The organism is Sediminibacterium sp. GW821-FHT12F12 (assembly GCF_058806635.1).
This window is the reverse complement of sequence record NZ_JBXAPW010000004.1, coordinates 221,769-248,351: the sequence shown is the minus strand read 5'-3', so window position 1 is coordinate 248,351 and position 26,583 is coordinate 221,769. Positions and strand designations below refer to the sequence as shown.

Below are 26,583 nucleotides of genomic sequence, written 5' to 3'. Positions count from 1 at the left end.
AGTACTACTCACTACTCACTACTCACTACTCACTACTCACTACTCACTACTCACTACTCACTACTCACTACTCACTACTCACTACTCACCGCCCTCTACCGAAACAGCTCATCGTCTATCGTATTCGTTTTCGCCACAATGGCCCTGATCTGCTGGTCCAGCTCTTTGGCGCTTTCTACGAGGTGGTCAAAAATTTCGAGGCCTTGTAAGCTGCCTTCGTGGTGAAGGATCTCGATCATGCCGAGGATATTGGCGAGGGGTTTGCGTACTTCGTGCGACTGGATAAATGCAATATCCCGCAGGGCCTTGTTCTGCATTTTGATCTTTTCCTGTACCAGCACATCATCCGTAATGTCGCGGTTGGTTCCGATCAGGCTGAGAATGCGGCCGCTTTCTGATTTTTTGATGATGGCATGCGATTCAATATACCTGATCCGGCCATCGGGCTTCACAATCCGGTACACGGCGCCATTGATCTCTTTTTTAAGCGATAACAGGTCCCCGATAATCTTATTCATCATTTCGGCATCTTCGGGGTGCAGGGCTTTGCCGAAGATCTTATAAAGACTTAACTCGGTGTTTTTCGGAAATCCATACATTTCATACATCCGGTCGTCCCAGATCACTTCATTGGTGGCAAGGTTAATTTCAAAAATACCGATGCCCGCCGAGTCGGTGGCCAGACGCAAACGCTGTAACAGTTCCTCCTGTTGTTTCTGGGTATCTTTGCGTAGGGTAATATCGGTTTCAATTGCCATAAAGCCCATGTGCCGGCCATTTTCATCCTGCAGCGGGTGACAGTCCAGCTCCAACCAGATCTGTTCCCCGCTTTTGGTATGACTGATAAACTCTTCTTTAAAAGCCACCCTTGTTTCCAATGCCGCCCTGATCCGGTCAGCTACCTGCTGGTCAAAGCCCGGGCCCTCCAGGGAATATCCTAACTTTTTATGTCTTAACTCTTCCAGCGCATAACCGCTGGTGCGTACATAGCCATCATTTACCCAGATAATATTCTCCACTGCATCGGCAATCAAAACGGCATTGGTGGTATTATGCGCCACCAGTGCCAGTCTTTTTACCTCATCTTCGCTTTTCAGCAAAGCGGCTTCGGTTTGTTTGCGATGGGTAATATCAAAAATGCAGCCGTCTACAAAAATCACATTCTCTGCTGCATCGTACACACCCTGCCCGCTTTCGTATACCCAGCGCAGTTCACCGCCTTTTTTGATGATCCGGTATTCGATCTCGTATTTTTCTTTACCTGCTATAGCCTGCGCTATGGCAGCCCGGAGCCGGGGATAGTCTTCGGGAAAAACCAGTCTGGAATACCCCTCCCGCCTGTTGCTCAGAAAATAATCCAGCGGGTAACCGGTCAGTTTCACTACTTCATCGCTGAAGAATTCGAGGGTAAAAAATGCATCGCCGCGGCAACGGTAAATGGCAGCCGGAATATGATTAACCAGTGCCTTTAGTTTATTACTATCTATGAATTCGTGATGCTGCTGCATAGGCAATGTGGGAGATGGCTCCCTGTTTCGGATACCGTATACAATTTATACAAAAGCAGGAATATCGGGGGAGTTGATTCTGTAAAGCCTGTTTTGCAGATACGGCACCCCTAAAATAGAGAAAAGGCCCGAAAAGGCCTTTTCTAAAAATCAGGAGGAAGTTCCAGCTTAAATATCAATCGCTTCTCCGTAAGCTGCGGCCGTTGCTTCCTTAATACCTTCGCTCATGGTGGGGTGCGGGTGACTGGCGTTCAGGATCTCATGCGCAGTGGTTTCCAGTTTACGGGCCACTACCGCTTCCACGATAAATTCAGTTACGTTCATACCAATCATATGACAACCCAGTAATTCACCGTATTTGGCATCGTAGATCACTTTTACAAAACCTTCGGTAGCACCGGCTGCGCTTGCTTTACCGCTGGCCATGAAGGGGAACTTACCAATCTTGAGTTCGTAACCGGCTTCTTTGGCCGCTTTCTCGGTGTAGCCTACACTGGCAACCTCCGGCGTACAATAGGTACAACCCGGGATATTGTTATAATCCATTACATCCGGCAAATGATGCAGTTTTTTCTCCATATACGCCATATGCTCTGCCGCGTTGATACCTTCTTTAGAAGCTACGTGCGCGAGAGCCTGTCCGGGAGAACAGTCGCCGATGGCATAAATGCCCGGCACTGATGTCTGCTGGTACGCATCTACCACCACTTTCCCTTTTTCGGTTTTGATACCGTTTTCTTCCAGCCCTATATTCTCAATATTGGCTACCACGCCTACCGCGCTTAAAACAATATCCGCTTCCAGGGTAACGGTGCTGCCATCCTGTTTTTTCACGAGAGCTTTTACTCCTGCGCCACTTGTATCTACAGACTCAACAGAAGCGTTGGTCATGATATCGATACCCTGCTTTTTGTATTGTTTTTCCAGTTCTTTGGAAATATCTTCATCTTCTACCGGAACAATGCGTGGCATAAACTCTACGATGGTTACATTGGTTCCCATGCTGTTGTAGAAATAGGCAAACTCCACACCTATCGCACCACTTCCTACAATGATCATACTTTTGGGCTGCTCGGGTAATACCATCGCTTCGCGGTAGCCGATCACTTTTTTACCGTCCTGTTTCAGGTTAGGCAATTCTTTACTGCGACCACCGGTGGCAATTACAATATATTTTCCTTCTACCACCGATTTGGTTCCATCGGCAGCCGTTACTTCAATCTGTCCTTTGGCCTTTACCTTACCGTAGCCCATCACCACATCAATCTTGTTCTTTTTCATCAGAAACTGAACACCCTTACTCATCTTATCGGCCACTCCGCGGCTGCGTTTTACCACACCGCCAAAATCATGTGCCACACCGGTAGCGGTAATACCATAATTGGTGCTGTGTTTCATGTATTCGTACACCTGCGCACTTTTTAACAGCGCTTTGGTGGGGATACAACCCCAGTTCAGACAGATCCCACCCAGGCTTTCTTTTTCGATGATCGCCACTTTAAAGCCTAACTGGGATGCACGGATAGCAGCGGGATAACCACCCGGACCGCTACCTAACACAATTACGTCGTATGCCATTGTATATTGATTGATAAGATTAGGAATATCCCATAAGGGGAGGCAAAAATACTGGCAAATGATGAAACGGGCAAATCGGGAGGCGTGAGTCGTCAATCGTGAGACGTGAATCGTGAGTAGTCAGTAGTGAGTGGGGAGGGATGGCGTAATTGTGAATGGTCAATGGTGAATAGTCAATGAATGTCGTTTTATCTGTGATTGCGTATTGCCCATTGACCATTGACAATTGCCTACTCACCACTCACGACTGACGATTCACGTCTCACGATTCACGCCTCACGCTTCAAAAAAGATCCGCACCGTTTGATAAAACCACTTGTTACCCGACGCCGAGCCGGTTTGCTGCATCTGTTCATTGTAGCCCTGCAGACCAAAGAGTCCGGCCATATTGCCGTTGCGGAGGGCTATTTCGAGATAACCGGCCGAGTTAAACCAGGCCAGTTTCTCCGATTCGCCAACGGCGGTATAGTTATCGCTGATGGTGTCGATGGTTTCGTTGCGTTTGAATACGATCTTGAAGCTCCTGCCCTGCCGCTGCTGGTTAAATTCTTCGCGGGTGATATTAATGACCACGTTCTCGAAATTATCAATGAACAGGATCTGTCCTTCCATCCAGTCAGGACCAATGGTAGCACGTAGCGGGTATTTTTCTTCGATGTCGGTAACGGATACACCATTATCTCGGATACTGCCCGATTCCTGGATATTGGCCACTGCGAAAGCCAGTTCCTGGGTAATTTCCAACAAGGTCTGGTGTTTATCGATATCGATGCCGATCAGTTCGGTAGGTTTGGTGCCGGTGATCATGGTCAGGATGCCGTTATCCGGACAGATAATATATTGATCCTTGTGCCGGGCCACCAGCATATAACGCCTTGCCGACTCGAACAGGTTCACAATAATCAGGTGAAAAGTGCCGGGCGGGTAATAGCGGAAAGCATTGTTACAGGTGTATGCCGCCTGCGGAAAATTGGTTTGGGAAAGATAATGCGTGATATCGCAGATATTCAGGTCAGGCATCAGGTTCACGAACTGCCCCTTGATGGCACCAACAAGATAATCCCGCTGGCCTATATCCGAAGTCAAGGTTAGAATAGGCATGGTGACATGTAAACGTTTGTACAGGCCGGTTATTTCACCAGTTCCCCGTTTTTAAAGAAAAAATTCCTGACCAGCTTATCGGCCAGTGAAGGGAAGAAACGGTTCAGGAACACGGTTCTTTTGCCGGTAAAGGTGAGCACGAGGCTACGCTTGCGTTTTTCGATGGCTTTGATGATATGTTGGGCACATTCTTCGGCGCTCATCATCTTGCCTTCATCCATCGGCGATTCGCCCTGCGATTTGCCGAGGGCATTCAATGCCACATTGCGGATATTGGAAGTGGTGAACCCGGGGCAAACCCACATTACATTGGTGCCACTATCGAGCAATTCGGTGCGCAAAGCTTCCAGCCAGCCGTTTACGGCAAATTTAGAAGCCGAATAACCGCTGCGGCCGGGCAAACCGCGGTAACCGGCAATAGACGATACACCCACTATGGTTCCCTTATTGCGGGTAATATAGGGCAGGGCAAATTTGGTGCAGTACACCGTACCCCAGAAATTGATGTCCATTACCTGGCGGATGGTATCCAGTTTTACGTCAGCTACCAGCGAGCGCATAGATACACCGGCATTATTGATAAGGATATCAATGGTACCAAAGGCTTTTACCGCTACTTCGATAAAATTCTGGCAATCGGCTTCTTTGCTTACATCAGCAGTATGAATGAGCAAAGGTTTGCCGGGATAGGTGGATTGCAGTTGGTACAGTTTATCATAATTACGTCCACAAGTGGCCACTTTGGCCCCTGCCTGCAGAAAAGCATCCACCAGGGCTTTCCCAATTCCTTCCGAACCGCCGGTAATTACAACTACTTTATGCTGAAAAACTGACATAGTATGGGGTTATTCCACAAAAATAGGCAGTTCCCTCATCAGTTATTGACGGTATGTGTGTAAAAAACAGAAAATACTTTTATAAAAATTTGGCTGTTTTTTTATTTCACCTATTTTTGCACTCCCAAAGAAAAAAGCCCAGCGCTTTTCTTCCGAAGGAAAAGGTTCGATTCCGTAGCTCAGTTGGTAGAGCAATACACTTTTAATGTATGGGTCCTGGGTCCGAGTCCCAGCGGGATCACCAAAGTAAAAAACACTGTACAATTTGTACGGTGTTTTTTTTTATTTGTACACTATACAACCATGGATCCCGCAAAAGCGTGAAGTCCGGCGGAATCACCAAAGCCTCACAGTAATGTTGTGCTTTATATAATTGGGTGGCTCTCCACCGTTGTTAGTTGCCGGCCAATATATCAGTTGGTTTATGCCGTTAATCATACTGCTCTTCGCTAACCCCAGCCTTCAGGCTGGGGCCATCAACCGTAACTTGCCGCCGGGCTTCAGCCCTGACCCTGGGGCTGAAGCCCGGTTACCAATCAGGGAATTGTTAACCCCATGCTGAAGCATGGGGTTATGATAAAAGCTGTGGTTGACATATTCGTTCTCCACAGTTTCTTCTTTCCTTCTCCGTAGGGTCTCTCGCAGAGTACCCTACGGTCTACGGTGTGCTTAATACTCACTTTAAACAAAAACTATTTTAACCGGATTTTCAGCTACTTCTAATCCGCGTAGTTCTTTACGAGTGACGTTTGCGGAGAACATTTTTATTAAGACGACTCTCGGAGAAGGAATTTATTTAGTACGGGTTCTACCCATAGAACAACTACTGTTTTCGTTATGATCGGTTTACTATTAGTTCACTTACCGTTCTTCCCCACAGGGTCCTCTATCGAGAGACACCTGCGGGGAACTTTCTTTCTTTATTTAATTCGACACCCTGCGGAGAAGGGAAAGCCTCACAGCAATGTTGTGCTTTTTATAATTGGGTGGCACTCCTCAGTTGTCAGTTGACGGCCTATATATCAGTTGGTTTTATGCCGTTAAGCATACCACTCTTCGCTAACCCCAGCCTTCAGGCTGGGGCAATCAACCGTAATTTGCCGCCGGGCTTCAGCCCTGACCCTGGGGCTGAAGCCCGGCAACCAATCAGGGAATTGTTAACCCCCATGCTGAAGCATGGGGTTATGATAAAAGCAGTGGTTGACATATTCATTCTCTACAGTTTCTCCTTCAACAGTTGCATCGGCCTGAAAATCTACTTATATTAGTAACATGAAAGAAGCCTTACTGCTGCTGGCTGTTGTTTTAAATGTGTATTTGTTATTCAGATCTTTTGAACTGATAGGGAAATTGCATGCGAGTTTTGTAATAGATACGCGTAGAAAAAAAGAGCTGCAATTACTTTCTCTTGTGGTACCTTTCTTTGGATTTATTACTACCTACCTGACATATCAAAAAGCGGTTAAACGTGCCTGATGGCATTTGCCAGCTGCATAGCACCCACCAGACATTCTCCAAACGCAGAAAGCCCCACCCAAAAAATCCGCTGACAGCAGTCTTTTGAAGTGGGAGCTTCTATATACATTCCCCCAGAATGTAGCAATGATACAACCGGCTAACCCGGATCCTTTACTTTGCTTTGATCTGCTCAAGCGGATGAAACTCATCCATCTTTTTACCAGCCACCCCCTTCATCAGAAATTTATCCACTCCGTTCTGCTGCAGCAGGTAATTACCTGTATTGCCGGGTTGCGGAACAAGTTTGTATTTTTCGTTGGCCAGGTTAATATAGCGGCCTTCTTTGATAATATTGTACCCCTTGGTAGCACTGTTAAGAAACCAGTAACAGCCATCTTCCGAATCAGGCAACAGCGTCATCTCCATCCATTTATCTTTGGCAGTTGCCGGCAGATAAAATCCTTTATAGATCAGGGTCTGATCCATCATCGCTTCATAGATAACGAGGTCCGTTCCATTGGGCGATTTGGCGGCGCTGACAGCTTTGGTCAGATCCTCCCCATCAGAAGTGCGCACCCTGAATGAATTGTCGGCCAGTTTCAGTACTTCAATCGTAACATCTTCATCCAGCATGCTCAACAAAGCATTGATATTTGTGACCTGGGAAGTGTTCAGTTTATTATAGGTATAACTTTTCGAGTTCTTATCGTACTGCTGCACAAAATAAGCGGATAATTCGGTGGTTCCCAGTGCCAGTCCATCATTGTACTGTATCTTACAAAACCGGAAAGTATTGGGCGTACCACCCATTTTTACCTGGAAAGCATTGCCCCTGTCGTCGTATTTATATTCATTTTTTACCACCGTATTATCAATGGTTTCTTCTACCAGTTTTCCGCGCTGGTCGTACTGGTAGGTATGCTCCGTTGTTTTGCCGGTTGACTGCATCAGAAAACGCATTTTCTGCTTTACATCGTTTACATAAGTGCTGGTTTCTATGAACGATAATTGACCGCCGTAATAAGTATGTTCTGTAAGCGTATAGGTACCGGCATTTTTATAATCTGCGTATTCGTTGATGGTAGTTACCACTCCCCCCCTGCGCGTAGTAATTTTTGTTAGTTGCCCCTTGCTGTTGTATTCGTACAAAACATCCAGCGGATACTTTGTGTTATTATTCTTTTTGTTTACCAGTTTACCGTTCTGGCAAGAGTACAGGTAAACAAGTGGCGTATCGGATCCTGTTTTTTCCGTAACCGATACCAGGTTGCCTTTGTTGTTATACACATAGGTTTTGCTGGTTTCTTTGTACATGATTACATTACTCTTATTAACCTCCAACATGAGTTTGCCTTTATCGAACTCAAGAGTGCGTTCTCTCACCACTTCATACTTATTCAGCGTTTCTTTATACCGGTATTCTACTTCCTCTACCCGCTTTACCTGGTCGGTATAACCCAGCTCCCTCGCAAGGGTCTTTTCCTGCGAAACAGCGGTTTGCAGTAAAAGGAAGTACGATGCTATCAATAATACGGTCTTCATCCTTTCTCTTTTTATCATGGTTGGTGGCTACTGTTGTTTATAAAATGCCTTAAAAATGATACTGAACCCCAAAACCTACATGACTGGTTTTACTGGAAGATGTTCCCCCGTTGGCATTCTTCCAGCTATAGGTTCCGAAATCAAATACGGCATTGGCGGTCCATTTACCTTTCTCAGACTGGAAGATCTGCGGTTGTAATCCCCATCCGGTAAATGTCATGGTTCTGTTCACGGTTACATCTTTGAATCCGGTACCGGCATAATCGGTTTCGAGAATTTTTCCAAACCCGGTTCCATAATCGAAATGCAAGCTGTTCAGTGCTGAGTAAATAGCCACGTACAGCGGCATTCTTACCATAAAAGGCATTTTCCCGCCAGGCAATGCTTTCTCGAGCGCATCTTCAAACCGTCCATTGGCAGCAAAAGGGTACAGCCTCGCCCGCACACCGGGAACAGAGATCTTCAGTTCTGTACTTCTATCTGCAGCAATAAAATTGATATTGTCCTGTGCCGCCACTGCTGCAATCTTAAAGCCGTATCTTGATTTGGCAGAATACGATATATGATATCCCAATTCGGTAGTAAGAAACAACTGCATTTTTCCTTTGACAGCTACTTTACCGAGATCACCCCCAGGTTTGGAGAAAGACATACCGGTATTGAATTTTAGCGACAATCCGCTTTTTTGTGCATTGGCTACAGTTGACAAAAACACCAGCGCCACAGCCGGTATCAGCAGGTTTTTCAGGATAAACAGGTTCGTTTTTTTCATCATCATGGTTTATGCGGTTGATTTAAATATTTATGCAGACTGTTACAGCTTCCGTTACACATATTGTTCTTTCCCTGCCTGAAAAAAATATGCAGGGATAGGTACGTGAACGGGTGTTAGGTTGGATAAGATATTGGGAAGTAAAGCGGGATATGGGATGATGGGAGAACAGGATACAGCCCGTAGCGTTGCGTTTAACGCAGCCGCCAGGGCACGGTACTCCTTTCTATGTGCATTCATAATTCCGTTTTGCCGGATACAAAACTCAAGGATCGGCCGGCGCGGAACAATACCCTGTACAGGGTATTTTTACCGTATCATCAGGCCAGGCGGTTCAGGTAAGCGTATTTGATCAGTCCCAGCACGGTATGTGTCTGGGTTTTGCGGAAGATATTTTTCCGGTGGGTTTCTACGGTGCGCTCACTGATATTCAAAGCGGCGGCGATCTGTTTGGTGTTCATTTCTTTTTCAATCAGCAGTATGATCTGTATTTCGCGCTGGGTAAGGCGATCTTCCGAGGCATGCTGGCTGTGTTTTCTCCATTTTTTCAGTTCTTCGCTGATATCCTGACTAAAAAACAGACCTCCGTTAAACACAGTTTCAATGGCTTTTACCAATTCCTGTTTACTGATATTCTTAACAATATAACCGGCAATATTGGATTCATCGATCATCTGCTGCACCAGTTCCGGCGATCCGTTCATGCTTAATACAATGATCCGGATCCGGGGATTCATGTCGCTCACTTTTTGGGCCAGCTCTCTTCCTCCCATTTCGGGCATGATGATATCGGTTAATAATACATCTGGCTGCAGTTGTTCTATTTTCTGCAGCAGCAGGTGGGCAGAAGTAGTACCAAACACCACTTCCATATCCGGATGGCCATCAAGCAGCGACATGATACCATCGATCACGATCTGGTGATCATCTACAATAGCAATTTTCATTTTCCTGTTCGCTGACATATTCTGGTTGCTTTACAATTTCAGGGGAATACTGATAGCTACCAGCGTTCCTTTACCCGGCGCACTATCCCACTCTACCGTACCATCGAGATAATGGATCCGTTTACGGATATTCTCCATACCAATTCCTGGCGAACTATTTGTATCCTGCACGTCAAATCCTTTCCCGTCATCTTCAATACTAACCGACAGCTCCTCTTTTTCATAGATCACGGCAATATCGAGGTTCTTAGCATCCGCATGTTTCAGTACGTTGTTGATACACTCCTGTATTACCCGGAATAAGGTGCTGGCCCTTACTTCATCCAATGGCTCGGGTAAGGGATCCATAAAAAGGTTGATCGCCAGTTTTTCCTGGTCAATTTTCTGTACCAGGTTGCGCAAAGCATCGGCAAAACCCAGTTGCTGTACCGAATAAGGTGCCAGGTTATGGGCAATATTCCGCAGCTCTGCGCAACTGGTATCTACCAGTGAAATTACCTGCTGGTATTTGCGGGCAGTTGCTTCATCAGACAATTGTAATTGCTGCTCCAGCGCCGAGAGATTCATTTTGGCTGCACTCATCATCTGCCCCACCCCATCGTGCAGCTCGCCGGCCATACGCAGCCTTTCCTGTTCCTCGCCCATAATAATGGCTTTGATTTTTTCGGCTTCCAGCTGAGATTGTTGCCGGGCGCGGTTACGCTGGTAAACAATCACAAACAACAGGGTTCCCAGCAGCAGCACTCCTGTAAAAACAACCATGGTAAGCTGCTGCTTTTTCTTTGCCGCCAGCTCTCCCAGTTGTTTCTGGTAAACAATTTCAGCTGTTTTGTATTTTACTTCTGTTTCACTGATCTCTTTGTTCAGATCGGTAGAAAAGAGTTGCTTCTGTTCTGCTATAATTTCCGAATCCAATGATGCCAGCTCTTTAAAATCACGCTGGCCAATGATGTATTTCCGCTGCAGGATCAAACTGGTCAGCAGCGCATTTTTATCATTGTGTCTTCTCTCTATTTCAATGGCTTTCTGCCCGGTAGTTATGGCTTTTGCATGTTGCTGCTGTTTCCATAAAAGGTCGGCATAAAATGTCATGGCATACGCAGCATAAATACTGTCTTTTTCGGCCAGGCTGGCGTTAATGGTTGCCTTGTACATATCTTCTGCCGCCTTTGGTTTGCCCTGGTAATCGTATAAAGTGGCCAGCAGCCTTCTGGTAATGAACAGCTCCTCTTTTTTGGCTCCCTGTTGAGTCATTAGTTCCAGTGCCCGTAACAGGGGCTTTTCTGCGCGGGCATAGTCTTTTTCATCCAGCAGGATCCCACCGATATTATTACTGCAGCTATAGATGATTTTATGATAACCTTTTTGTTCGGCCATGGCAAGTGCTTTCTCAAACCAAACCTTTGCCTGCCGGTTCTGCTTCATGAAATAATATGTAATGCCCAGCAGTTTGGTGTACACACATTCTGCACTATCCTGCTGTAATTGCCTGGATAGTGAAATATTATCATGGCAGAGTTTCAGACTTTCATCAAACCGCTGCGAGGCAGACAGGCGAAAAACGAGATTGTTTTTAGCGGCCAGATCGTCCCGGGGTGATAACCGGTTGTTACGGATGATGTGAAAAAGAGAATCGATGGCAACAGCATCGTTGCGGATACTGTTGGCCGCTTCTATCTTTACCGAAAGGTCCTGGTGGTTGCTCCAGGCTTTTGCGGGCAGGAAAAAACAGCAACAGCAGAGAAAATAACTTACAAAGGCCCTGGCTATCCGCATAGTTCAGTGAAAAGTTCTGTTCTGTTTATCATTGATGCAACAAGCAGCAATCTACAAAAAACGCTTCAAATAATCTGTCTAAAGCAATGATAAACAGGAACATCTCCGTGCAGCTGCTGAGTCAACAAGCCAAATTAATTAACACCTTTTTCATAAAACCGTCACTGCTTTTATTGGGTACGGGGGTAGTGTTGAATGAGTTATTGTTGGTCAGGCGACCACAGGTGTTCGGAAGATTTTTAGTACTCTTTTATAAAATTCTTTACTCGGAACTAAAGTCCCGCATAAAGAATTGCAACCTGATGTCTCCGCCGCTCTGAAGAGCGGGGGTGGGAACAAAAAGGGAAAGACAGTCTGCCACAATTTGAGTTGTTGTTGATCAGGCGACCAAAAATTGCATCAGAGTTAAGCATTAGCAGCCCTCAATTGTTTTGAGATTGCTGATGATTTCTTCTTTTTACTGACAGTTTTTGCTTTGTAATTGCGAATAAAATCACTAATCTCTTTCCGGGCTTTATCAGTTAATGGCTCGCTTGCAATTATAAAGTCAACGCCTTTGGGTTCTTTTATGTGTCCCATGATATTTAGGATTTAAAGTATTTATTAATTAAAAATTGCGCAGCGTCGGTTGGGATAATCATCCTGTTTCCTCCCAAGGTATAAGCACCTAATGTTTTCTGGTAATGGCCAATGAGCTTTGTTTTAGCGGTAAAGCCTACAAACCCCTCATAACCCTGTTGAAATGAAACTTTACAGGCATGTGCAACCAGGTTCCCAGCCACCCCTTCATACAATTTAGTTTGTCCAATATTAAATGGTGCATTTTCGAGCAGGTGCATATATACGTGGTCAGGTTCCAAGGTTAAACTAAGCAAGCCTTGTATAATATTGGGATTGTTCAGAATGGTTAGTTTAAAAACCTCTTTTATATTGCTCGTAAGTTCTCCTTTCCAGTCAAAGTTCCAACCGGTCTTTTTGGTTATCTGTTTTAGATCAACCTTGGTTAAACGTAGTACTTCAGTAGCGAAACTGTCTCCCGAAATTGTGTTCTGGATGGAGTTTGTGAGCTTATCTACCACAAAATCAAGATGTACTGGTTTGTTTTTTTTCACCTAGTAAATTTACGAAAAACTATGGTTAAAACAGTCGAAAATACAGGGTACAGCAGTCCTATATATCCCCAAACCTCTTCCAGGCATTCCTATTTCAGACTTCTTTTAAGCATGCTCAGGATAACGTTGGCACCTTTTTATCAAATAGTTTTAGCCAGGGTGAAAGCATTTTTCGACTACCCTACCCTTTCTTATCCAATGAATTTTGAAAAGGCTGGTCATAAAAACGTTTACCGGTTACTTTATACAGCGCATTGGCCATTGCCCCGAAAATGGGTGGGAACGGAGGTTCGCCCAAACCGGTGGGATCGATATTGTTTTTGACAAAATGCACTTCTATTTGTTTAGGTGCTTCCCTATGCCTGATCATCCGGTATTGGTTAAAATTCTTCTGTTTAGGTTCGCCTTTTTCAAAGATAAGACCACCATACAAAGCATTACCGATACCATCCACTACGGCACCTTCTACCATATTGGCAGCGCCCTCCGGGTTAACCACCAGTCCACAATCCATTGCAGAAACTACTTTCTCCACCACGGGCTGTCCGTTTTTCATAGTCAGATCCACCACATGTGCTGCATAGGAATTATGACAGAAATAAGCCGCCACACCCCTGCGTACATTTTTGGTATTGGGTTTACCCCAACCCGATTTTTCTTTTACCAGTTCCAGCACACCGATATAACGGTCGGCATCGTAATCATTGTTTTTGCCTACAGGATTGGCTTTGGCTTTTTGCAACAGTTCAATTCTGTAATCAATCGGATCTTTCCCGATGGTTTCTGCCAGTTCATCCAGAAAAGATTGTTCGGCACCTGCAATAAAGTTGGAACCCGGTGCCCTGAAAGCACCAATGGTAATATTGGATGGGATGGTCCAGCCTTCGGCGAGATAATTCTCAAAAGCACCGGCCGGGAAACGGTTGGCATGAATGGCATTATCCGGAATACCGCCCCCTTTGATATGAATAGCGGTAACATTGTTTTTCTCATCAATGGCCGCTTTATACGTTACCATATATGATGGACGATAAACCCCATTGGTCATATCATCTTCCCGGGTGTACACTAGCTTAACAGGTGCTTTCATCTTCTGCGAAATCAATCCGGCTTCTACCATATAATGACAATAGGCTCTCCTGCCAAAACCGCCACCCATCCTGGCCAATTGGATCTCCAGTTTAGAAGCGGGTATGCCCAGATTAGCCACCAGCGTGGGTCTGATAAAATCAGGCACCTGGGTAGGTGCTACAAAAAAAGCTTTCTCTTCTGTTACATGAGCAAAACAACTGATGGGCTCCATGGTATTATGCGGCAGAAACGGCGCGGAGTACGTTCTTTCCAGCACTTTTTTGGCTTTTGCGAAAGCTTCTTCCGGGTTACCATCTTTCCGTAAAACAGGGGCAGGTTGTTTCTGCCTATCGCGCATGTTCTTCAGATGATCTGAAGAACTTTCCAAACCTGCCGGAATCAGCTCTTCTTTTTTTCCACCCCAGCCTGCTACCATTTCCTTTTTCTCGGGCATCGGTTCCCACTGAATGGCGATCTTTTTTCTTGCATTCATTACTTCCCAGGTGGTATTACCTACCACTACTATTAAATGATTGAACGTACGGGTGTCAAATCCGGCTCTTTCATATCCTTCTTTATACACTTTGATATCAAACACATTTTTGATACCCGGCATTTTCAGCGCCTCGGCAGCATCAAACGATTTCAGCTGCATGCCAAAAGCCGTAGGCCGGATGGTCATGGCAATCAACATGCCTTCCTGCTGGTAATCCAATGTAAACAGGGGTTTGCCTGTTACAATTTTTTGGCCTTCCACATTTTTCTGTGCCGTACCGAGCAGCGAAAAATCGGTTGTTTTTTTCAGTTCCACTTTTTCCGGAATGGGCAATTTAGAAGCGGCCGTGGCCAAAGCCCCATAAGCCAATGAACGGCCGCTGGCTTTGTGGTACACTACACCCTGCGAAGCCGTTAATTCGGCAACCGGCACATTCCATTCGGCAGCAGCCGCCTGCAGCAGCATGGCTTTAGCCGATGCACCGGCTTTTCTTAATAATTGCCAGCCCTGGCGTATGGACTGACTTCCACCTGAAAACTGATTTTTATACTTAGGGATATTGAAATCTGCCTGTTCTACCACTACCTTTTTCCAATCGGCATCCAGCTCCTCGGCAATGATCATGGGCATGGAAGTGATCACGTTCTGTCCGAATTCCGGATTGGGCGACATGATCTTGATCAGATTGTCCGGTGTGATTTTTACAAAGCCGGTCAGTTCAATCCATTCGGCAGCAGCGGTATTGCCCGTGCCTGCCAGTACTTCCGTGGGCTTCAGACTGGCCATCCAGCTAAAACCAATCATCATACCGCCACCGGTAAGGGAACTGACTTTCAGAAAAGACCGACGGCTATAAATATTCTTATCGTTTCCCATAAATAGGCACTTTATTGAATAGTAGTGTAGATTATTTGCTTGTGTTTTTGGCGGCTGTATGAATGGCTTCTTTGATCCGCAGATAGGTTCCGCAACGACAGATATTGCCACTCATGAAATTATCGATATCCGCATCGGTGGGATGGGGATTGGATTTCAGCAGGGCGGATGCGCTCATGATCTGCCCGGTCTGGCAGTAGCCGCATTGCGCCACATCCAGTTCCAGCCAGGCTTTCTGTACCGGGTGATCGCCCTTTTCAGACAACCCTTCGATCGTGGTAATGTCGAGGTTACCGGCGGCCGATACCGGCAGTTGACAGGACCTAACCGCTTTCCCGTTCAAATGAATGGTACAGGCGCCGCAGGAAGCAACGCCACATCCGTACTTGGTTCCCGTAAGGTGCAGGTGATCGCGCAGAACCCATAAAATCGGGGTAGCGGGATCTACGTCCACATCCATTTTTTTACCGTTAACCTTCAGACTAAATTTTGCCATAGTGTGTATATTTTCAGGCTTTTGGAACTGAGTAATATTCTCTTTTTTCTTTCGTAATCTACAATTGAATTCAAAGAATTAAATACAAAAAACAAACAATTTTTGTTGCTTATAACAGGTATTACCCCGCTCCCTTCCGATTATACCTGCGGGTACTAGTAAAAATACGATTTACTTCTACTCCAGTGCAACCAGCCATCCTTTTCAGTATATTCGGTAAGACCATTACCGATTGCATGCCATTTACCCAAAAAACCGCGATTGTAACCGGTGCCGGACAAGGTATCGGTTTTGAGATCTGCAAAAAACTCTCCGCCCGGGGCGCTCAGGTAGTTTTGAACGATATTGATCCTGACCTGACCCACCGTGCAGCCGCATTGATTACGGCAGAAACCGGTAACAAATGCCTCGCTTTTGCTGGCGATGCCAGTGATATTACCTGTATTCAAAACATGGTTGCCCATACCGTAATCCTTTATGGAAAACTGGATATGGTGATTGCCAATGCCGGTATCACTTTGTTTGGCGATTTTCTCACGTATACACCCGAAGCGTTTCAGCGGGTAATGCAGGTAAACCTGGCGGGTAGTTTTTTCCTCGCTCAGGCAGCTGCACAGCAGATGAAAGAACAGAAAGGGGGTGGTACCATCCTGTTTACTTCTTCGGTTACCGGTCACCAGGCTCACAAACAATTGGCAGCATACAGCATGAGCAAAGCGGCATTGGAAATGCTGGCCAAAAACCTGGTGATTGAGCTATCTCCTTTTCAGATCACCGTAAATGCCATCGCCCCCGGAGCCACCTTAACAGAAAGAACATTGGATGATCCGGGGTATACGCAAACCTGGTCTGCCCTTACACCCATGGGCCGGCCGGCAAGTGTGGAGGATATTGCAGAAGCGGCTTTGTTTCTTGTTTCAGACAAAGCGAGGCAGATTACGGGGCAGACCCTGATTGTGGATGGCGGGTGGACATCGGTGAGCCCCTCTCCTTTTTAAATCATCCACATAGGCAGCCGCATGATAAGAGAGAGGAGGAACAGGGGAACAGACGAACAAGGAACAGAGGAACAGACGAACAGATGAATGGAACAAAAGCAATTTCTTTTTGGCTGAGAAAGGTAACTTCTGATTTTCTTATTATTTAGCGAAGCAGGATACTGATGGATTTCCAGAGGGTGAAGAGGCTGGTGCAGATTACCAGGCCTCCTACCAGGAAGTACATGGTTTTTAAGGGCAGTTTACCTACCAGCCTGGCGGCAATGGGTGCGGCAATGATACCGCCGATGATCAGTCCCAGTACATCTCCCAGCGGAATATGTTGTAACAGAATAAAAAAAGTAACGGCACTTGCAAACACTACAAAAAATTCTGCGAGACAAACCGAGCCAATGACATAACGGGGACTTTTTCTTTTAGAGATCAGTGTACTGGTAACCAGTGCCCCCCATCCACCACCGGCAAATGCATCCATAAAACCACCGATACCCGCCAGCCAGCCGGCTCGTTTTACTTTATCCTGATGAGATTTTTTCCTGATTGCTTTTTTAATGATAAAATAGCCGAGGTAACAGGTATAGATAGCCAGGGGTACCCGTACATAGGTTGAATACTGTTGACCGATAAAGGCGAGTGTGGCACCTGCAACTGCACCGAAAATTCCGGGGATTACGAGAGTTTTGAATAATTTTTTATTGATGTTACCAAAGCGGTGATGACTATAGCCCGACACACCACTCGAAAAAACTCTTGCCGAATGCACCCTGCTGCTTACCACGGCAGGATTGACACCATTGGCCAGCAGGAAAGTAGTAGAAATAGTTCCGTAACCCATACCGAGTGAGCCATCCACCATCTGTGCCATAAAACCAGTGAGTAACATGATCAGGAAAGAAGAAACATCTATATAGTCGGGGATGGATTTTACAGCGCCGAATACTTCTTTGGCGGGAAAATAAGAAAATACAGCAGCACCCAGGATCATGCATACAAAAGCAAACAGGCATACTTTAACGATCTGCTGCCATTTTTTTTCCCTGCTTTTTTTCAGGTTCACTTCTGCGAGAGAAACCTGTTTGGCTACAAGTACTTTGGTAAGGTCATTGAGTTGTTTCACCTTATCCGAAAAATCTCCATCCAGTTGTTGCCGGATATGCTGCATATCGTTGAGTACATCATCTATTTCGGCGGGGATGATGGTATTCAATACTTCCTTTAAACGCTTGGCAATGGTAGGCGATTTACCATTGGTAGAGATGGCGATCTTCAGGTTACCCTTTTGCACAATTGAGCCGAGGTAAAAATCGCAGAGAGCGGGTTTGTCTGCCACATTTACCAGGATCCCTTTTGCTTTGGCATCCTTCCGGATCGCTTCGCTGAGCGGAATATCATTCACCGCTACTACCAGGATGTCGATTCCGGCAAGATCTGCCGCTACATAAGCTCTCTTCTCAATACTAACGGCCGGGAAACGGGTAGCCAGTTGGCGGATTCTTTCATCTACCGTAATAGCCACCATCCTGATACGGGTTCGGGGTGCGTTATTCAGCAATGCCTGCAGTTTCTCCAATGCTACATTTCCTCCACCTACCAATAGCACCGACAATGTTTCCAGTTTCAGAAAAACAGGGAACAGCGTATTCTCAGATCCGGGTATTACTGTAGGTTCAATTGGTAACGACATAATATTGATTAGAATAGCACAGGAAAGACATAGTTGCAGAACAATCTTCCCCGTAAATCGCAGTAACAAATATCACACCCACTGTTTACGAAGAGAGAAATCACCAAAGGTTTCCGTAGAATTTCGTTCGGCTGCATAGACTTCGAACAAACTGTTTAAAGAAGCCAGAATTTCTTCTTCTCCGATATTTTCTTTGTAGATCTTATTCAATCGTTGCCCTATCCTGTCACCACCGAGCTGCAGGTTGTACTTTCCGGGTGCCGTTCCTACAAAACCGATCTCGGCTGCATAAGAACGGGCACAACCATTGGGGCAACCCGTCATGCGGATAATGATCTCTTCTTTCTGCAAAGCGTGTTGTAACAACAGTCCTTCGATTTTATCGAGCAGAGAAGGTAAATACCGTTGCGCCTCGGCCAATGCCAATGGACAGGTAGGCAAAGACACACAGGCCATGGAATTCAGTCTGATGACGGAACTGTTTTCAGTACGCTGTTTTACGGCATACTGATCCAGAATATTGTCGATAACCGCTTTATCCGCTTCGCTTATATCACTGATGATCACATTCTGGTTGCAGGTAAAGCGGAAATTAGCTTTACCGGTATGCGCCACTGCCAGCAGGGCGGATTTTAACTGCGAGCTTTCATCATCCAGGATCCGTCCATTCTCTACAAAAGCGGTATAGTACCAAAGACCTTCTTCATTTTTAAACCAGCCAAAATGATCTTTGCGGCTGGTAAATGACGTAGGGCGAACTGGCTCCAGCACGAAACCGGTACGCCGCTCCAGTTCCGCTTTAAACCAATCTACGCCCAGCCTGTCTACTGTGTATTTTAAACGGGCCAGTTTGCGGTCGCTGCGATTGCCATAGTCGCGTTGTATGGTGGCAATTTCATAGACCGCTTTTAGTGTTTTCTCTTCACTATTTGCAAAACCAATCAGTGTTGCCAGCCGCGGATAGGTTTCCGGATTACCGTGGGTGCTGGATAATCCGCCACCAATGGCAATATTAAATCCTTTCAATTGTTGATTTTCTATCACTGCAATCAAACCAATATCATTAGCAAATACATCCACATCATTATTGGGTGGTATAGCAATGGCGATCTTGAATTTCCGCGGCAGGTACCGATCCTGGTACAAAGGATCTTCTTCCTCTTTTTTATCCAGCAGGGGTTCTTCATCCAGCCATATTTCATAATAGGCTTTTGTTTTCGGCATCAGTAACTGGCTGATCTTATCTGCATACGCAAAAACCGCTGCATGTAACGGTGATTCTTTGGGATGTGAACTGCACAATACATTCCGGTTAATATCGCCACAGGTAGCTATCGAATCCAGTTTGGCTTCGCTAAAGGATTGGATAGTGGGCTTGATCTTTGATTTGATGATTCCATGCAATTGCAGCGTCTGTCTTGAGGTGATTTTGATTACTCCTGTCGAGTTTTCTCCGGCCACATCATGTACAGCTATCCACTGTTCCGGTGTTAAAAGACCGCCGGGCAAACGAAGCCGTATCATAAATGAGTAGAGCCGTTCCAGTTTTTTGGCGGCACGCTCTTCCCTACGATCACGATCGTCCTGCTGGTACATACCATGAAACTTGATCACGGCCTGGTCATCTTCCCGGATGGCGCCGGTAATCTCGTCCTGCAGACTCTCTTTTAGTGTTCCACGCAAACCATCACTGGCTTCCTTGATTTTTTCTATTGCTGATTTCTCTGACATATTTGCTGTTTTCTGCTTAGTAAACATCCTTCGAATATCTTCCCTCTTCTTTCATTTTTTCAAAATAAGTACTGGCCTCCTGTTCCGATAAGTTACCATACTGCATTATGATCTCCTGCAAAACCGCTTCTGCTTCTTCGCTCATGGGCAATTTTTCGCCACATACATAGATATGCGCACCCCTTGAGATCCAGGCATACACATCTTTGCCATGTGCCCGCAGTTTATCCTGGACCTGAAAAGACTGTGGTTGGTTTTTTGAGAATGCGAGTGAGATACCATTTAACACACCTGTCTGGTACCAATCCTGTAATTCTGTTTGATACAGAAAGTCGGTTGTAAAATTTTCTTCCCCAAAGAATAACCAGTTACTGCCCCTTGCGCCAGCAGCATCCCTTTCTGCCAGAAAAGAGCGGAAAGCAGCAATACCTGTACCTTTTGCAATCATCAATACATCTGTATCCTCTGCTGGTAAGCGGAAACGTTTATTTTTCTGTACGAAGAAATCAAGGGGCTGCCCCTCAGATATTCCTGACAAATAACCCGAACACAAACCTGTTTTCTGTTCGCCGTTTACGTCAAATAGATCTTCTTCCACTGTCAGGTGCACCTCGCCTGCATGTGCAGCGGGCGAAGAAGCAATGGTGTAGATCCGCGGCGATTGTGCGGGCAGGATACTAACCACTTCTTCAAACTGAGCTGTACTTTTGAGCGGATACAATTGCAGCAACTGCAGCAGATCCATTTTCTGTTCCGGGATCTCCTGTTCAACAATAGCTGCGTATTTTTTAACTACTCTTTCGTGCAGGTGCGAAACAGCTAGCTTTTTTTTCAGCGCAGTTTCGATAGTTAATGATTCGTTTTTATGCAATACCTGTTGCTGTGGGTCGGCACCGCTTAGCTTTATGATCTGTTCAACCAGCTGCGTATCATTTTCCGGAACGATACCCACTGAATCTCCCGGCAGATAGTCTACCTCATCGGCGAGTAACTCAATATGATAAATGGCTTTGTCTGAGCCCTTATCGTTCAGTAATTGATTACCAGCTACGGTGGCCGTGTATATTTTTTTATTTGCTTTGGCAGAAGAAGATGCTGGTAATGTTACAGCTGATGGAAGTGGCACTGAGGATGTTTGTACAGAATGTAATACTTCGGCAAACCAGGCAGCTGCATCCTGCTCATACTCCACATCGCATTTACGGATGGGCACGAGTCTGTTACCTCCCAGTTTTTCCAGTTGTGCATCTACCTCTTCCCCTGTTTTACAGAACAAAGGATAAGAGGAATCGCCCAAAGCGAGTACACTGAAGTTTACCTGGTCTAAGCGGAAACCATTTCGATGAATATGATCGTAAAATTTCTGCGCAGCCACCGGAGGTTCCCCATCACCCTGGGTACTGATAACCACAAACAGGTTTTCTTCCCGGGCAAGATCTGTTAACCGGTACTGGTCAAGACTGGCCAGTTTTACCTGTAGCTGCTGTTTTTTGGCTTTGGCAGCCAATTCAGTTGCCACCCGTTTTGAATTGCCCGTTTCTGTGCCGTAAACAAGGGTTATTTTTTTCTTGGCTGTTGCCGGCGAAACTGTTTCCGACTGAACTTCCGCACCATTGATCAGGGCAGCGAGGTACCCGTTGATCCAGATCAATTCCTCTTTACCTGCACCGGTTAGCAGTTCGGTCAGCAATTGTTGTTTATGCTCTGCCAGCATATTGTTTGGGTTGTTCATGCGTATGTATGGATTTAACCGTACTGGTCAAGGGTTTGAAATAATATTCTCCCAGATTGCTGCCACTGAACCAGGCAAATGATTCCTGTAATGCCACTACTTTACCTACGATGATCAGCGAGGGCGAAAGGAAGGAACGGTCTTTTAGTTTTTCTGCATATTCATAAATACCGCAGGTATATACCTGTTGGTAGGGGGTAGTTGCCTGTTCTATTACTGCCAGCTTTGTATCAGCAGCAATTTTATTTGCAATCAGATGATTCACCAATCCATCGAGGGTTTCGGACGACATATAAAATACCAATGTATCAGTAGTGGCTGCCAGTTCTTTCCAATAATCATCACTCACCACAGATGATTGGTAATAGGTTAAAAAACGAACAGCGGTAGCATGGTTTCTGGCAGTTAACGGAATCCCCGCATACGCAGAGGCGCCTGATGCTGCCGTAATACCTGGAACGATCTCATAAGAAATCCCATTGGCAACCAACACTTCCAGTTCGTCCAGCACATTGGAAAAAAAAGCCACATCTCCGCCTTTCAGTCTTACCACCAGTTTGCCTGCTGTAGCATATTTTACAATCAATTGATTAATGGTTTCCTGTGGCGTTGAAACGCCGCGGCGGCATTGTTTACCCACTTCTATGATCTGGGCCGCAGGCCTTACATAGCGCTGCAGGATCACCTTGCTCACCAATCTGTCAGTCAGTACCACATCGGCCTGTTGCAGGTAATTGGCTGTTTTTACCGTAATCAGGTCGGGATCGCCCGGACCGGCGCCTGCCAGAATTACTTTGCCTTTTGCTTGTAATGGGTTCATGTTAGGTTTTTAGAAGAGTCCTTCTATAGATAAGTACCTTTCTCCTGTGTCGTAATTAAATGTCAGAATCCTTGCATCATCAGGGATCTCAGCCAGTTTTTTAGAAACTGCCGCCAGCGATGCACCGGTAGATATTCCTGCCAGGATTCCCTCCTCTTTGGCCAGGCGTTGGGTAAAGAAAAAAGCTTCTTCTTTACTTACCTGTATAATGCCATCCAGTACGGATACATTCAACACCGAAGGCACAAAACCTGCCCCGATTCCCTGTAAAGGATGTGGTGATGGCGCACCGCCGCTTAATACAGGAGATAATTCCGGTTCTACCGCAAATGCTTTCAGCGAGGGGAATTTCTTTTTCAGTATTTCAGCCACACCGGTAATATGACCGCCTGTTCCCACACCTGTAATCAGGTAATCCAACCCGTCGGGGAAGTCCTGCAGGATTTCTGCTGCTGTTGTGTTACGATGTATCTCTGCATTGGCCGGGTTATCGAATTGTTGCGGCATCCAGGCTCCTGAGGTTTCTTTCACAATTTCTCCGGCTTTCTCTATGGCACCTTTCATGCCTTTCTCACGGGGAGTTAATACAAATTCAGCGCCGTAAGCCGACATCAGTTTACGTCTCTCCACACTCATACTCTCGGGCATCACCAGGATGATCCGGTATTGCTTAACGGCAGCCACCAGTGCCAGTCCGATTCCGGTATTCCCGGAAGTAGGTTCCACAATGATACTGCCGGGTTTCAGCAAGCCCTTTGCTTCTGCATCTTCGATCATGGCCAAAGCAATCCTGTCTTTGATGCTGGCACCCGGATTGGTTTTTTCCAGTTTGATCCATACTTCATGGTTCTGACCAAATAAGCGGTTGATTCTTACATGCGGTGTATTTCCGATGGTGGCGAGAATGTTATTGAATTTCATAGTTTTTTTATTTGTGTTTACTGTTTATTAAATGATAAAATTGATGGGTTCCGGAAAAGGGTTGTTATCCCTTACCCGGATCTCACTTTGATGATATACAACCGAATGAGGATCTACACTATAGGTGAGCCATACATTACCACCAATGATACTGTCATGGCCGATGATGGTATCGCCTCCCAGAATAGTGGCCCCTGAATAAACAACTACATTATCCTGTATGGTTGGATGCCTTTTACTCTTGGCATCTTTTTTCTCCACACTTAATGCGCCCAATGTTACCCCCTGGTATAATTTCACGTTGTTACCGATCACTGTTGTTTCACCGATCACAACGCCGGTTCCATGATCGATCGAAAAAGATTCGCCGATGATGGCCCCGGGATGAATATCGATACCGGTTTTACTATGGGCATATTCTGTAAACAGCCTTGGCAGGATCTTTACATGCTCCTTCGATAACAGATGCGATAACCGATATACCGCCGTTGCATAAAAACCGGGATAGGCAGACAAGACTTCTTCTTCCGAACCAGCCGCCGGATCAAATGCCAGAATAGCCTGTGCATCTTTTAATAACCTATCGTGCAGATCAGGTATCGAAGCAAAAAAAGCAAGGGTCACTTTCTCTAATTCCTTCTTATCACTGATCACAGCGGATGCGAGCACAGAAAAACGTTGTTGCAGCAGTTCGTACGCTTTGTCCAGATCATCAGCCGACACCAGTCTACTGTCTTTGGGTATGAACAAAAATTCAAACAGATCATCAATAAACGCATGCGCCAATGCCCTGTCTGGAAAAGAGAGAACACATTGAACATGCCGCCCGTGCAATTTTTGTATGAATGAATGATTGTCCATTTTCTTAGTTGTTTATTGTATCATACAGGCCCCTACCGTTACATTACTGGTTTCATCTATCAGAATGGCACCTCCATTTATCCGCAGGTCATTATAAGCATCAAACGCCACAGGAGAGGCGGTTTTGATCCTGACCCGCACGATCTCGTTCAGTCCTACTGTTGCCGGAGAAGGTTCCTGCTGCAAGGAATTCACATCCAGTTTGTATTGGATCTCTTTCACAATCGTTTTTACGAGATAGCTGTTGATCTGTAAAAGGTAACGGCTTCCGGCTGTCAAAGGTTTATTATCCATCCAGCAGAGCAGTACATCCAGTTCCTGTTCCAGTTTGGGCAGATCATCGGACGATACCAGCACATCTCCCCTGCTAACGTCTATATTGTCGGCGAGGTGTAAAACAATACTTTGCGGTGCAAAAGCTTCTTCCACTTCTTTGCCTCCGATTTCGATGGTTTTAATAGTGCTCTGCAAACCTGAAGGCAGTACCGTAACGGCATCTCCTTTTTGATAGATCCCGCTGATCAGTTTACCGGCATAACCCCGGTAATCATGCAATGCATCGGTTTGCGGACGGATCACATACTGTACCGGAAAACGGGCATGTGTCAGATCAATATCGCTATGCACTTCTACTGTTTCGAGCAGGTGCAGTAAAGTAGGTCCATCGTACCAGGAAAGAAACTGAGAACGATCCACAATATTATCGCCATTTAATGCACTGATAGGAAGATAGGTCACGTTCTTCAGGCCCAGTGAAGCTGCCACTTTTGCATAATCGATCACAATATTATTATAGGTATCCTGTGAATATGCCACCATATCCATTTTATTCACAGCTACCACTACATGTGGTATATTCAGTAAGGATGCGATGATCGAATGTCTTCTTGTTTGTTCTATTACTCCATGCCTCGCATCAATCAGGATAATGATCAGATTGGCATTGGAGGCACCGGTAACCATGTTCCGGGTGTACTGGATATGGCCGGGTGCATCGGCAATAATGAATTTACGGCGGGGCGTAGAGAAATATTTATAAGCCACATCAATGGTAATCCCCTGTTCGCGTTCAGCCCGTAAACCATCTGTGAGCAAGGCAAGGTCTATATCTCCTTCCTCGCGGTTTCGTGTCTGTTTCTGAATCGCTTCCAACTGATCAATCATGATCGATTTACTGTCGTATAGCAAACGGCCGATCAGTGTGCTTTTGCCGTCGTCTACACTGCCGGCAGTAATGAATCTTAGTATGTCCATGGTGAGTTGTGAGTTGTGAATGGTGAATTGTCAATGGTGAATGATGAAATGATGATTGACTATTTACCATTCACTATTGACCTAAAAATATCCGCTTTTTTTCCTGTCTTCCATTGCTGCCTCCGACACTTTATCATCGATCCGGGTTTCTCCCCTTTCGCTGGTTTTGGTGGCAATGATCTCGTTGATGATATCATCGATGGTAGTGGCATTGGATTCAACAGCTGCCGTACAGGTCATATCTCCTACCGTACGGTACCGAACTCTGCGGGTGCTGATTTTATCAGTGTCTTCCCGCTGAATAAACTCCGACAGCGCCACCAGTTGCCCCTCATGCTCCAGCACTTCCCGGTCGTGTGCAAAATAGATCGAGGGCAGTTCTATGTTTTCGCGACGGATATAATTCCAGATATCCAGTTCCGTCCAGTTACTGATGGGGAACACGCGAACGTTCTCCCCTTTGTGAATACGGCCATTGTATATATTCCAGAGTTCGGGGCGTTGCAGTTTGGGGTCCCACTGGCCAAATTCATCCCGCACAGAAAAGATTCTTTCTTTGGCACGTGCTTTTTCTTCGTCGCGCCGGGCGCCACCGATACAGGCATCAAATTTGAATTCCTGAATAGTATCAAGCAGGGTGAATGTCTGCAAAGCATTCCTGCTTGCAAATTTCCCTTTGGGTTCTGTCAGATTTTGTTGTTTGATGGTGTCTGCCACCTGGCGAACGATCAGTTTCTCTCCGGTTTTTTCTGCCAGTGCATCCCGGAAATCCAGGGCTTCCTGGAAATTATGACCGGTATCGATATGCACCAGCGGAAAAGGAAATTTCCCCGGCCGAAATGCTTTCAGTGCCAGGTGAACCAGTGTAATGGAATCTTTTCCTCCACTGAATAACAAAGCTGGTTTTTCAAATTGTCCTGCCACTTCGCGCATGATATGTATGGCTTCCGACTCCAGCTGCTCCAGGTAATCCAATTGATATTTCGACATTTGTTTCTGTTATAATAATTGAT

At 45.8% G+C, this 26,583-nt stretch carries 22 protein-coding genes and 1 tRNA gene; 3 read left to right on the top strand and 20 right to left on the bottom strand.

Annotated elements, in window-relative coordinates; translation table 11 throughout:
• Window positions 1-95: 95 nt before the first annotated feature.
• The 4 genes from AC1RNB_RS08635 to AC1RNB_RS08620 all read right to left on the bottom strand — a co-directional run bounded on the left by AC1RNB_RS08635 (window position 96) and on the right by AC1RNB_RS08620 (window position 5,023).
• Complete coding sequence (locus AC1RNB_RS08635; RefSeq protein ID WP_493082269.1) at window positions 96-1,508, bottom strand: PAS domain-containing protein; 1,413 nt, start codon at window positions 1,506-1,508, stop codon at window positions 96-98.
• A 168-nt stretch (window positions 1,509-1,676) separates the two neighbouring features.
• Window positions 1,677-3,086 (bottom strand): dihydrolipoyl dehydrogenase, encoded by a 1,410-nt coding sequence (lpdA, locus tag AC1RNB_RS08630; RefSeq protein ID WP_493082268.1) that lies wholly within the window; start codon window positions 3,084-3,086, stop codon window positions 1,677-1,679.
• A gap of 276 nt (window positions 3,087-3,362) precedes the next feature.
• Window positions 3,363-4,187, bottom strand: coding sequence for an SAM hydrolase/SAM-dependent halogenase family protein (locus AC1RNB_RS08625; RefSeq protein ID WP_493082267.1), 825 nt, complete (start codon window positions 4,185-4,187; stop codon window positions 3,363-3,365).
• Window positions 4,188-4,216: 29 nt separating this feature from the next.
• Entirely contained in the window at window positions 4,217-5,023 is an 807-nt protein-coding gene (locus AC1RNB_RS08620) for an SDR family oxidoreductase (protein ID WP_493082266.1), read from the bottom strand.
• A 168-nt stretch (window positions 5,024-5,191) separates the two neighbouring features.
• Here AC1RNB_RS08620 and AC1RNB_RS08615 point away from each other — a divergent pair.
• Together AC1RNB_RS08615 and AC1RNB_RS08610 are read left to right on the top strand one after the other, a co-directional pair.
• Window positions 5,192-5,267: transfer RNA gene (locus AC1RNB_RS08615), tRNA-Lys, on the top strand.
• A 1,028-nt stretch (window positions 5,268-6,295) separates the two neighbouring features.
• Complete coding sequence (locus AC1RNB_RS08610) at window positions 6,296-6,499, top strand: hypothetical protein (RefSeq protein WP_493082265.1); 204 nt, start codon at window positions 6,296-6,298, stop codon at window positions 6,497-6,499.
• Window positions 6,500-6,652: 153 nt separating this feature from the next.
• Here AC1RNB_RS08610 and AC1RNB_RS08605 read toward each other — a convergent pair whose 3' ends face one another.
• The 8 genes from AC1RNB_RS08605 to AC1RNB_RS08570 form a co-directional block, all read right to left on the bottom strand.
• Window positions 6,653-8,023, bottom strand: a complete 1,371-nt coding sequence (locus tag AC1RNB_RS08605) for a hypothetical protein (protein ID WP_493082264.1) — start codon at window positions 8,021-8,023, stop codon at window positions 6,653-6,655.
• A 49-nt stretch (window positions 8,024-8,072) separates the two neighbouring features.
• Entirely contained in the window at window positions 8,073-8,795 is a 723-nt protein-coding gene (locus tag AC1RNB_RS08600; RefSeq protein WP_493082263.1) for a hypothetical protein, read from the bottom strand.
• Window positions 8,796-9,115: 320 nt separating this feature from the next.
• Window positions 9,116-9,760: a response regulator transcription factor gene (locus tag AC1RNB_RS08595; protein WP_493082262.1), complete on the bottom strand. Its 645-nt coding sequence runs from the start codon at window positions 9,758-9,760 to the stop codon at window positions 9,116-9,118.
• A gap of 12 nt (window positions 9,761-9,772) precedes the next feature.
• Entirely contained in the window at window positions 9,773-11,518 is a 1,746-nt protein-coding gene (locus AC1RNB_RS08590) for a tetratricopeptide repeat-containing sensor histidine kinase (RefSeq protein ID WP_493082261.1), read from the bottom strand.
• Window positions 11,519-11,923: 405 nt separating this feature from the next.
• Complete coding sequence (locus tag AC1RNB_RS08585; RefSeq protein ID WP_493082260.1) at window positions 11,924-12,097, bottom strand: hypothetical protein; 174 nt, start codon at window positions 12,095-12,097, stop codon at window positions 11,924-11,926.
• Between the two features lie 5 nt (window positions 12,098-12,102).
• Window positions 12,103-12,630, bottom strand: a complete 528-nt coding sequence (locus AC1RNB_RS08580) for a hypothetical protein (protein ID WP_493082259.1) — start codon at window positions 12,628-12,630, stop codon at window positions 12,103-12,105.
• Between the two features lie 181 nt (window positions 12,631-12,811).
• The gene (locus tag AC1RNB_RS08575) at window positions 12,812-15,073 is read right to left on the bottom strand and encodes a xanthine dehydrogenase family protein molybdopterin-binding subunit (protein WP_493082258.1); all 2,262 of its coding nucleotides are present in this window, start codon (window positions 15,071-15,073) and stop codon (window positions 12,812-12,814) included.
• A gap of 31 nt (window positions 15,074-15,104) precedes the next feature.
• A complete protein-coding gene (locus tag AC1RNB_RS08570; protein WP_493082257.1) occupies window positions 15,105-15,569 on the bottom strand; it encodes a (2Fe-2S)-binding protein in 465 nt (154 codons plus the stop codon).
• Between the two features lie 185 nt (window positions 15,570-15,754).
• On the opposite strand from AC1RNB_RS08570, the gene AC1RNB_RS08565 reads away from it, so the two are divergent.
• A complete protein-coding gene (locus AC1RNB_RS08565; RefSeq protein ID WP_493082256.1) occupies window positions 15,755-16,567 on the top strand; it encodes an SDR family NAD(P)-dependent oxidoreductase in 813 nt (270 codons plus the stop codon).
• Between the two features lie 145 nt (window positions 16,568-16,712).
• Here the strand turns inward: AC1RNB_RS08565 and AC1RNB_RS08560 are convergent, their stop codons facing one another.
• The 8 genes from AC1RNB_RS08560 to cysD all read right to left on the bottom strand — a co-directional run bounded on the left by AC1RNB_RS08560 (window position 16,713) and on the right by cysD (window position 26,560).
• Entirely contained in the window at window positions 16,713-18,251 is a 1,539-nt protein-coding gene (locus tag AC1RNB_RS08560; protein WP_493082255.1) for a TSUP family transporter, read from the bottom strand.
• 72 nt (window positions 18,252-18,323) lie between these two features.
• Window positions 18,324-19,982, bottom strand: coding sequence for an assimilatory sulfite reductase (NADPH) hemoprotein subunit (gene cysI, locus AC1RNB_RS08555; RefSeq protein WP_493082254.1), 1,659 nt, complete (start codon window positions 19,980-19,982; stop codon window positions 18,324-18,326).
• Between the two features lie 16 nt (window positions 19,983-19,998).
• Window positions 19,999-21,714 (bottom strand): diflavin oxidoreductase, encoded by a 1,716-nt coding sequence (locus AC1RNB_RS08550; RefSeq protein ID WP_493082253.1) that lies wholly within the window; start codon window positions 21,712-21,714, stop codon window positions 19,999-20,001.
• Window positions 21,680-22,534 carry a uroporphyrinogen-III C-methyltransferase gene (gene cobA / locus AC1RNB_RS08545; RefSeq protein WP_493082252.1) on the bottom strand — a complete coding sequence of 285 codons (855 nt, stop codon included), beginning with the start codon at window positions 22,532-22,534 and terminating at the stop codon, window positions 21,680-21,682. Before cobA ends, AC1RNB_RS08550 begins: the two co-directional genes overlap by 35 nt.
• 9 nt (window positions 22,535-22,543) lie before the next feature.
• Window positions 22,544-23,455 carry a cysteine synthase A gene (cysK, locus tag AC1RNB_RS08540; protein WP_493082251.1) on the bottom strand — a complete coding sequence of 304 codons (912 nt, stop codon included), beginning with the start codon at window positions 23,453-23,455 and terminating at the stop codon, window positions 22,544-22,546.
• 27 nt (window positions 23,456-23,482) lie between these two features.
• The gene (locus AC1RNB_RS08535; RefSeq protein ID WP_493082250.1) at window positions 23,483-24,316 is read right to left on the bottom strand and encodes a serine O-acetyltransferase; all 834 of its coding nucleotides are present in this window, start codon (window positions 24,314-24,316) and stop codon (window positions 23,483-23,485) included.
• 12 nt (window positions 24,317-24,328) lie between these two features.
• Window positions 24,329-25,570 carry a sulfate adenylyltransferase subunit 1 gene (locus tag AC1RNB_RS08530; RefSeq protein WP_493082249.1) on the bottom strand — a complete coding sequence of 414 codons (1,242 nt, stop codon included), beginning with the start codon at window positions 25,568-25,570 and terminating at the stop codon, window positions 24,329-24,331.
• An 81-nt stretch (window positions 25,571-25,651) separates the two neighbouring features.
• Complete coding sequence (cysD, locus tag AC1RNB_RS08525; protein WP_493082248.1) at window positions 25,652-26,560, bottom strand: sulfate adenylyltransferase subunit CysD; 909 nt, start codon at window positions 26,558-26,560, stop codon at window positions 25,652-25,654.
• Window positions 26,561-26,583 lie beyond the last annotated feature (23 nt).

Coding starts and splice junctions, on each gene's coding strand:
- cobA (WP_493082252.1), bottom strand. CDS start 22,534: ATGAACCCATTACAAGCAAAAGGCAAAGTAATTCTGGCAGGCGCCGGT.
- cysD (WP_493082248.1), bottom strand. CDS start 26,560: ATGTCGAAATATCAATTGGATTACCTGGAGCAGCTGGAGTCGGAAGCC.
- AC1RNB_RS08560 (WP_493082255.1), bottom strand. CDS start 18,251: ATGTCGTTACCAATTGAACCTACAGTAATACCCGGATCTGAGAATACG.
- AC1RNB_RS08635 (WP_493082269.1), bottom strand. CDS start 1,508: ATGCAGCAGCATCACGAATTCATAGATAGTAATAAACTAAAGGCACTG.
- AC1RNB_RS08595 (WP_493082262.1), bottom strand. CDS start 9,760: ATGTCAGCGAACAGGAAAATGAAAATTGCTATTGTAGATGATCACCAG.
- AC1RNB_RS08570 (WP_493082257.1), bottom strand. CDS start 15,569: ATGGCAAAATTTAGTCTGAAGGTTAACGGTAAAAAAATGGATGTGGAC.
- AC1RNB_RS08575 (WP_493082258.1), bottom strand. CDS start 15,073: ATGGGAAACGATAAGAATATTTATAGCCGTCGGTCTTTTCTGAAAGTC.
- AC1RNB_RS08585 (WP_493082260.1), bottom strand. CDS start 12,097: ATGGGACACATAAAAGAACCCAAAGGCGTTGACTTTATAATTGCAAGC.
- AC1RNB_RS08535 (WP_493082250.1), bottom strand. CDS start 24,316: ATGGACAATCATTCATTCATACAAAAATTGCACGGGCGGCATGTTCAA.
- AC1RNB_RS08590 (WP_493082261.1), bottom strand. CDS start 11,518: ATGCGGATAGCCAGGGCCTTTGTAAGTTATTTTCTCTGCTGTTGCTGT.
- AC1RNB_RS08550 (WP_493082253.1), bottom strand. CDS start 21,714: ATGAACAACCCAAACAATATGCTGGCAGAGCATAAACAACAATTGCTG.
- AC1RNB_RS08605 (WP_493082264.1), bottom strand. CDS start 8,023: ATGAAGACCGTATTATTGATAGCATCGTACTTCCTTTTACTGCAAACC.
- AC1RNB_RS08600 (WP_493082263.1), bottom strand. CDS start 8,795: ATGAAAAAAACGAACCTGTTTATCCTGAAAAACCTGCTGATACCGGCT.
- AC1RNB_RS08530 (WP_493082249.1), bottom strand. CDS start 25,570: ATGGACATACTAAGATTCATTACTGCCGGCAGTGTAGACGACGGCAAA.
- AC1RNB_RS08610 (WP_493082265.1), top strand. CDS start 6,296: ATGAAAGAAGCCTTACTGCTGCTGGCTGTTGTTTTAAATGTGTATTTG.
- cysI (WP_493082254.1), bottom strand. CDS start 19,982: ATGTCAGAGAAATCAGCAATAGAAAAAATCAAGGAAGCCAGTGATGGT.
- cysK (WP_493082251.1), bottom strand. CDS start 23,455: ATGAAATTCAATAACATTCTCGCCACCATCGGAAATACACCGCATGTA.
- AC1RNB_RS08625 (WP_493082267.1), bottom strand. CDS start 4,187: ATGCCTATTCTAACCTTGACTTCGGATATAGGCCAGCGGGATTATCTT.
- lpdA (WP_493082268.1), bottom strand. CDS start 3,086: ATGGCATACGACGTAATTGTGTTAGGTAGCGGTCCGGGTGGTTATCCC.
- AC1RNB_RS08620 (WP_493082266.1), bottom strand. CDS start 5,023: ATGTCAGTTTTTCAGCATAAAGTAGTTGTAATTACCGGCGGTTCGGAA.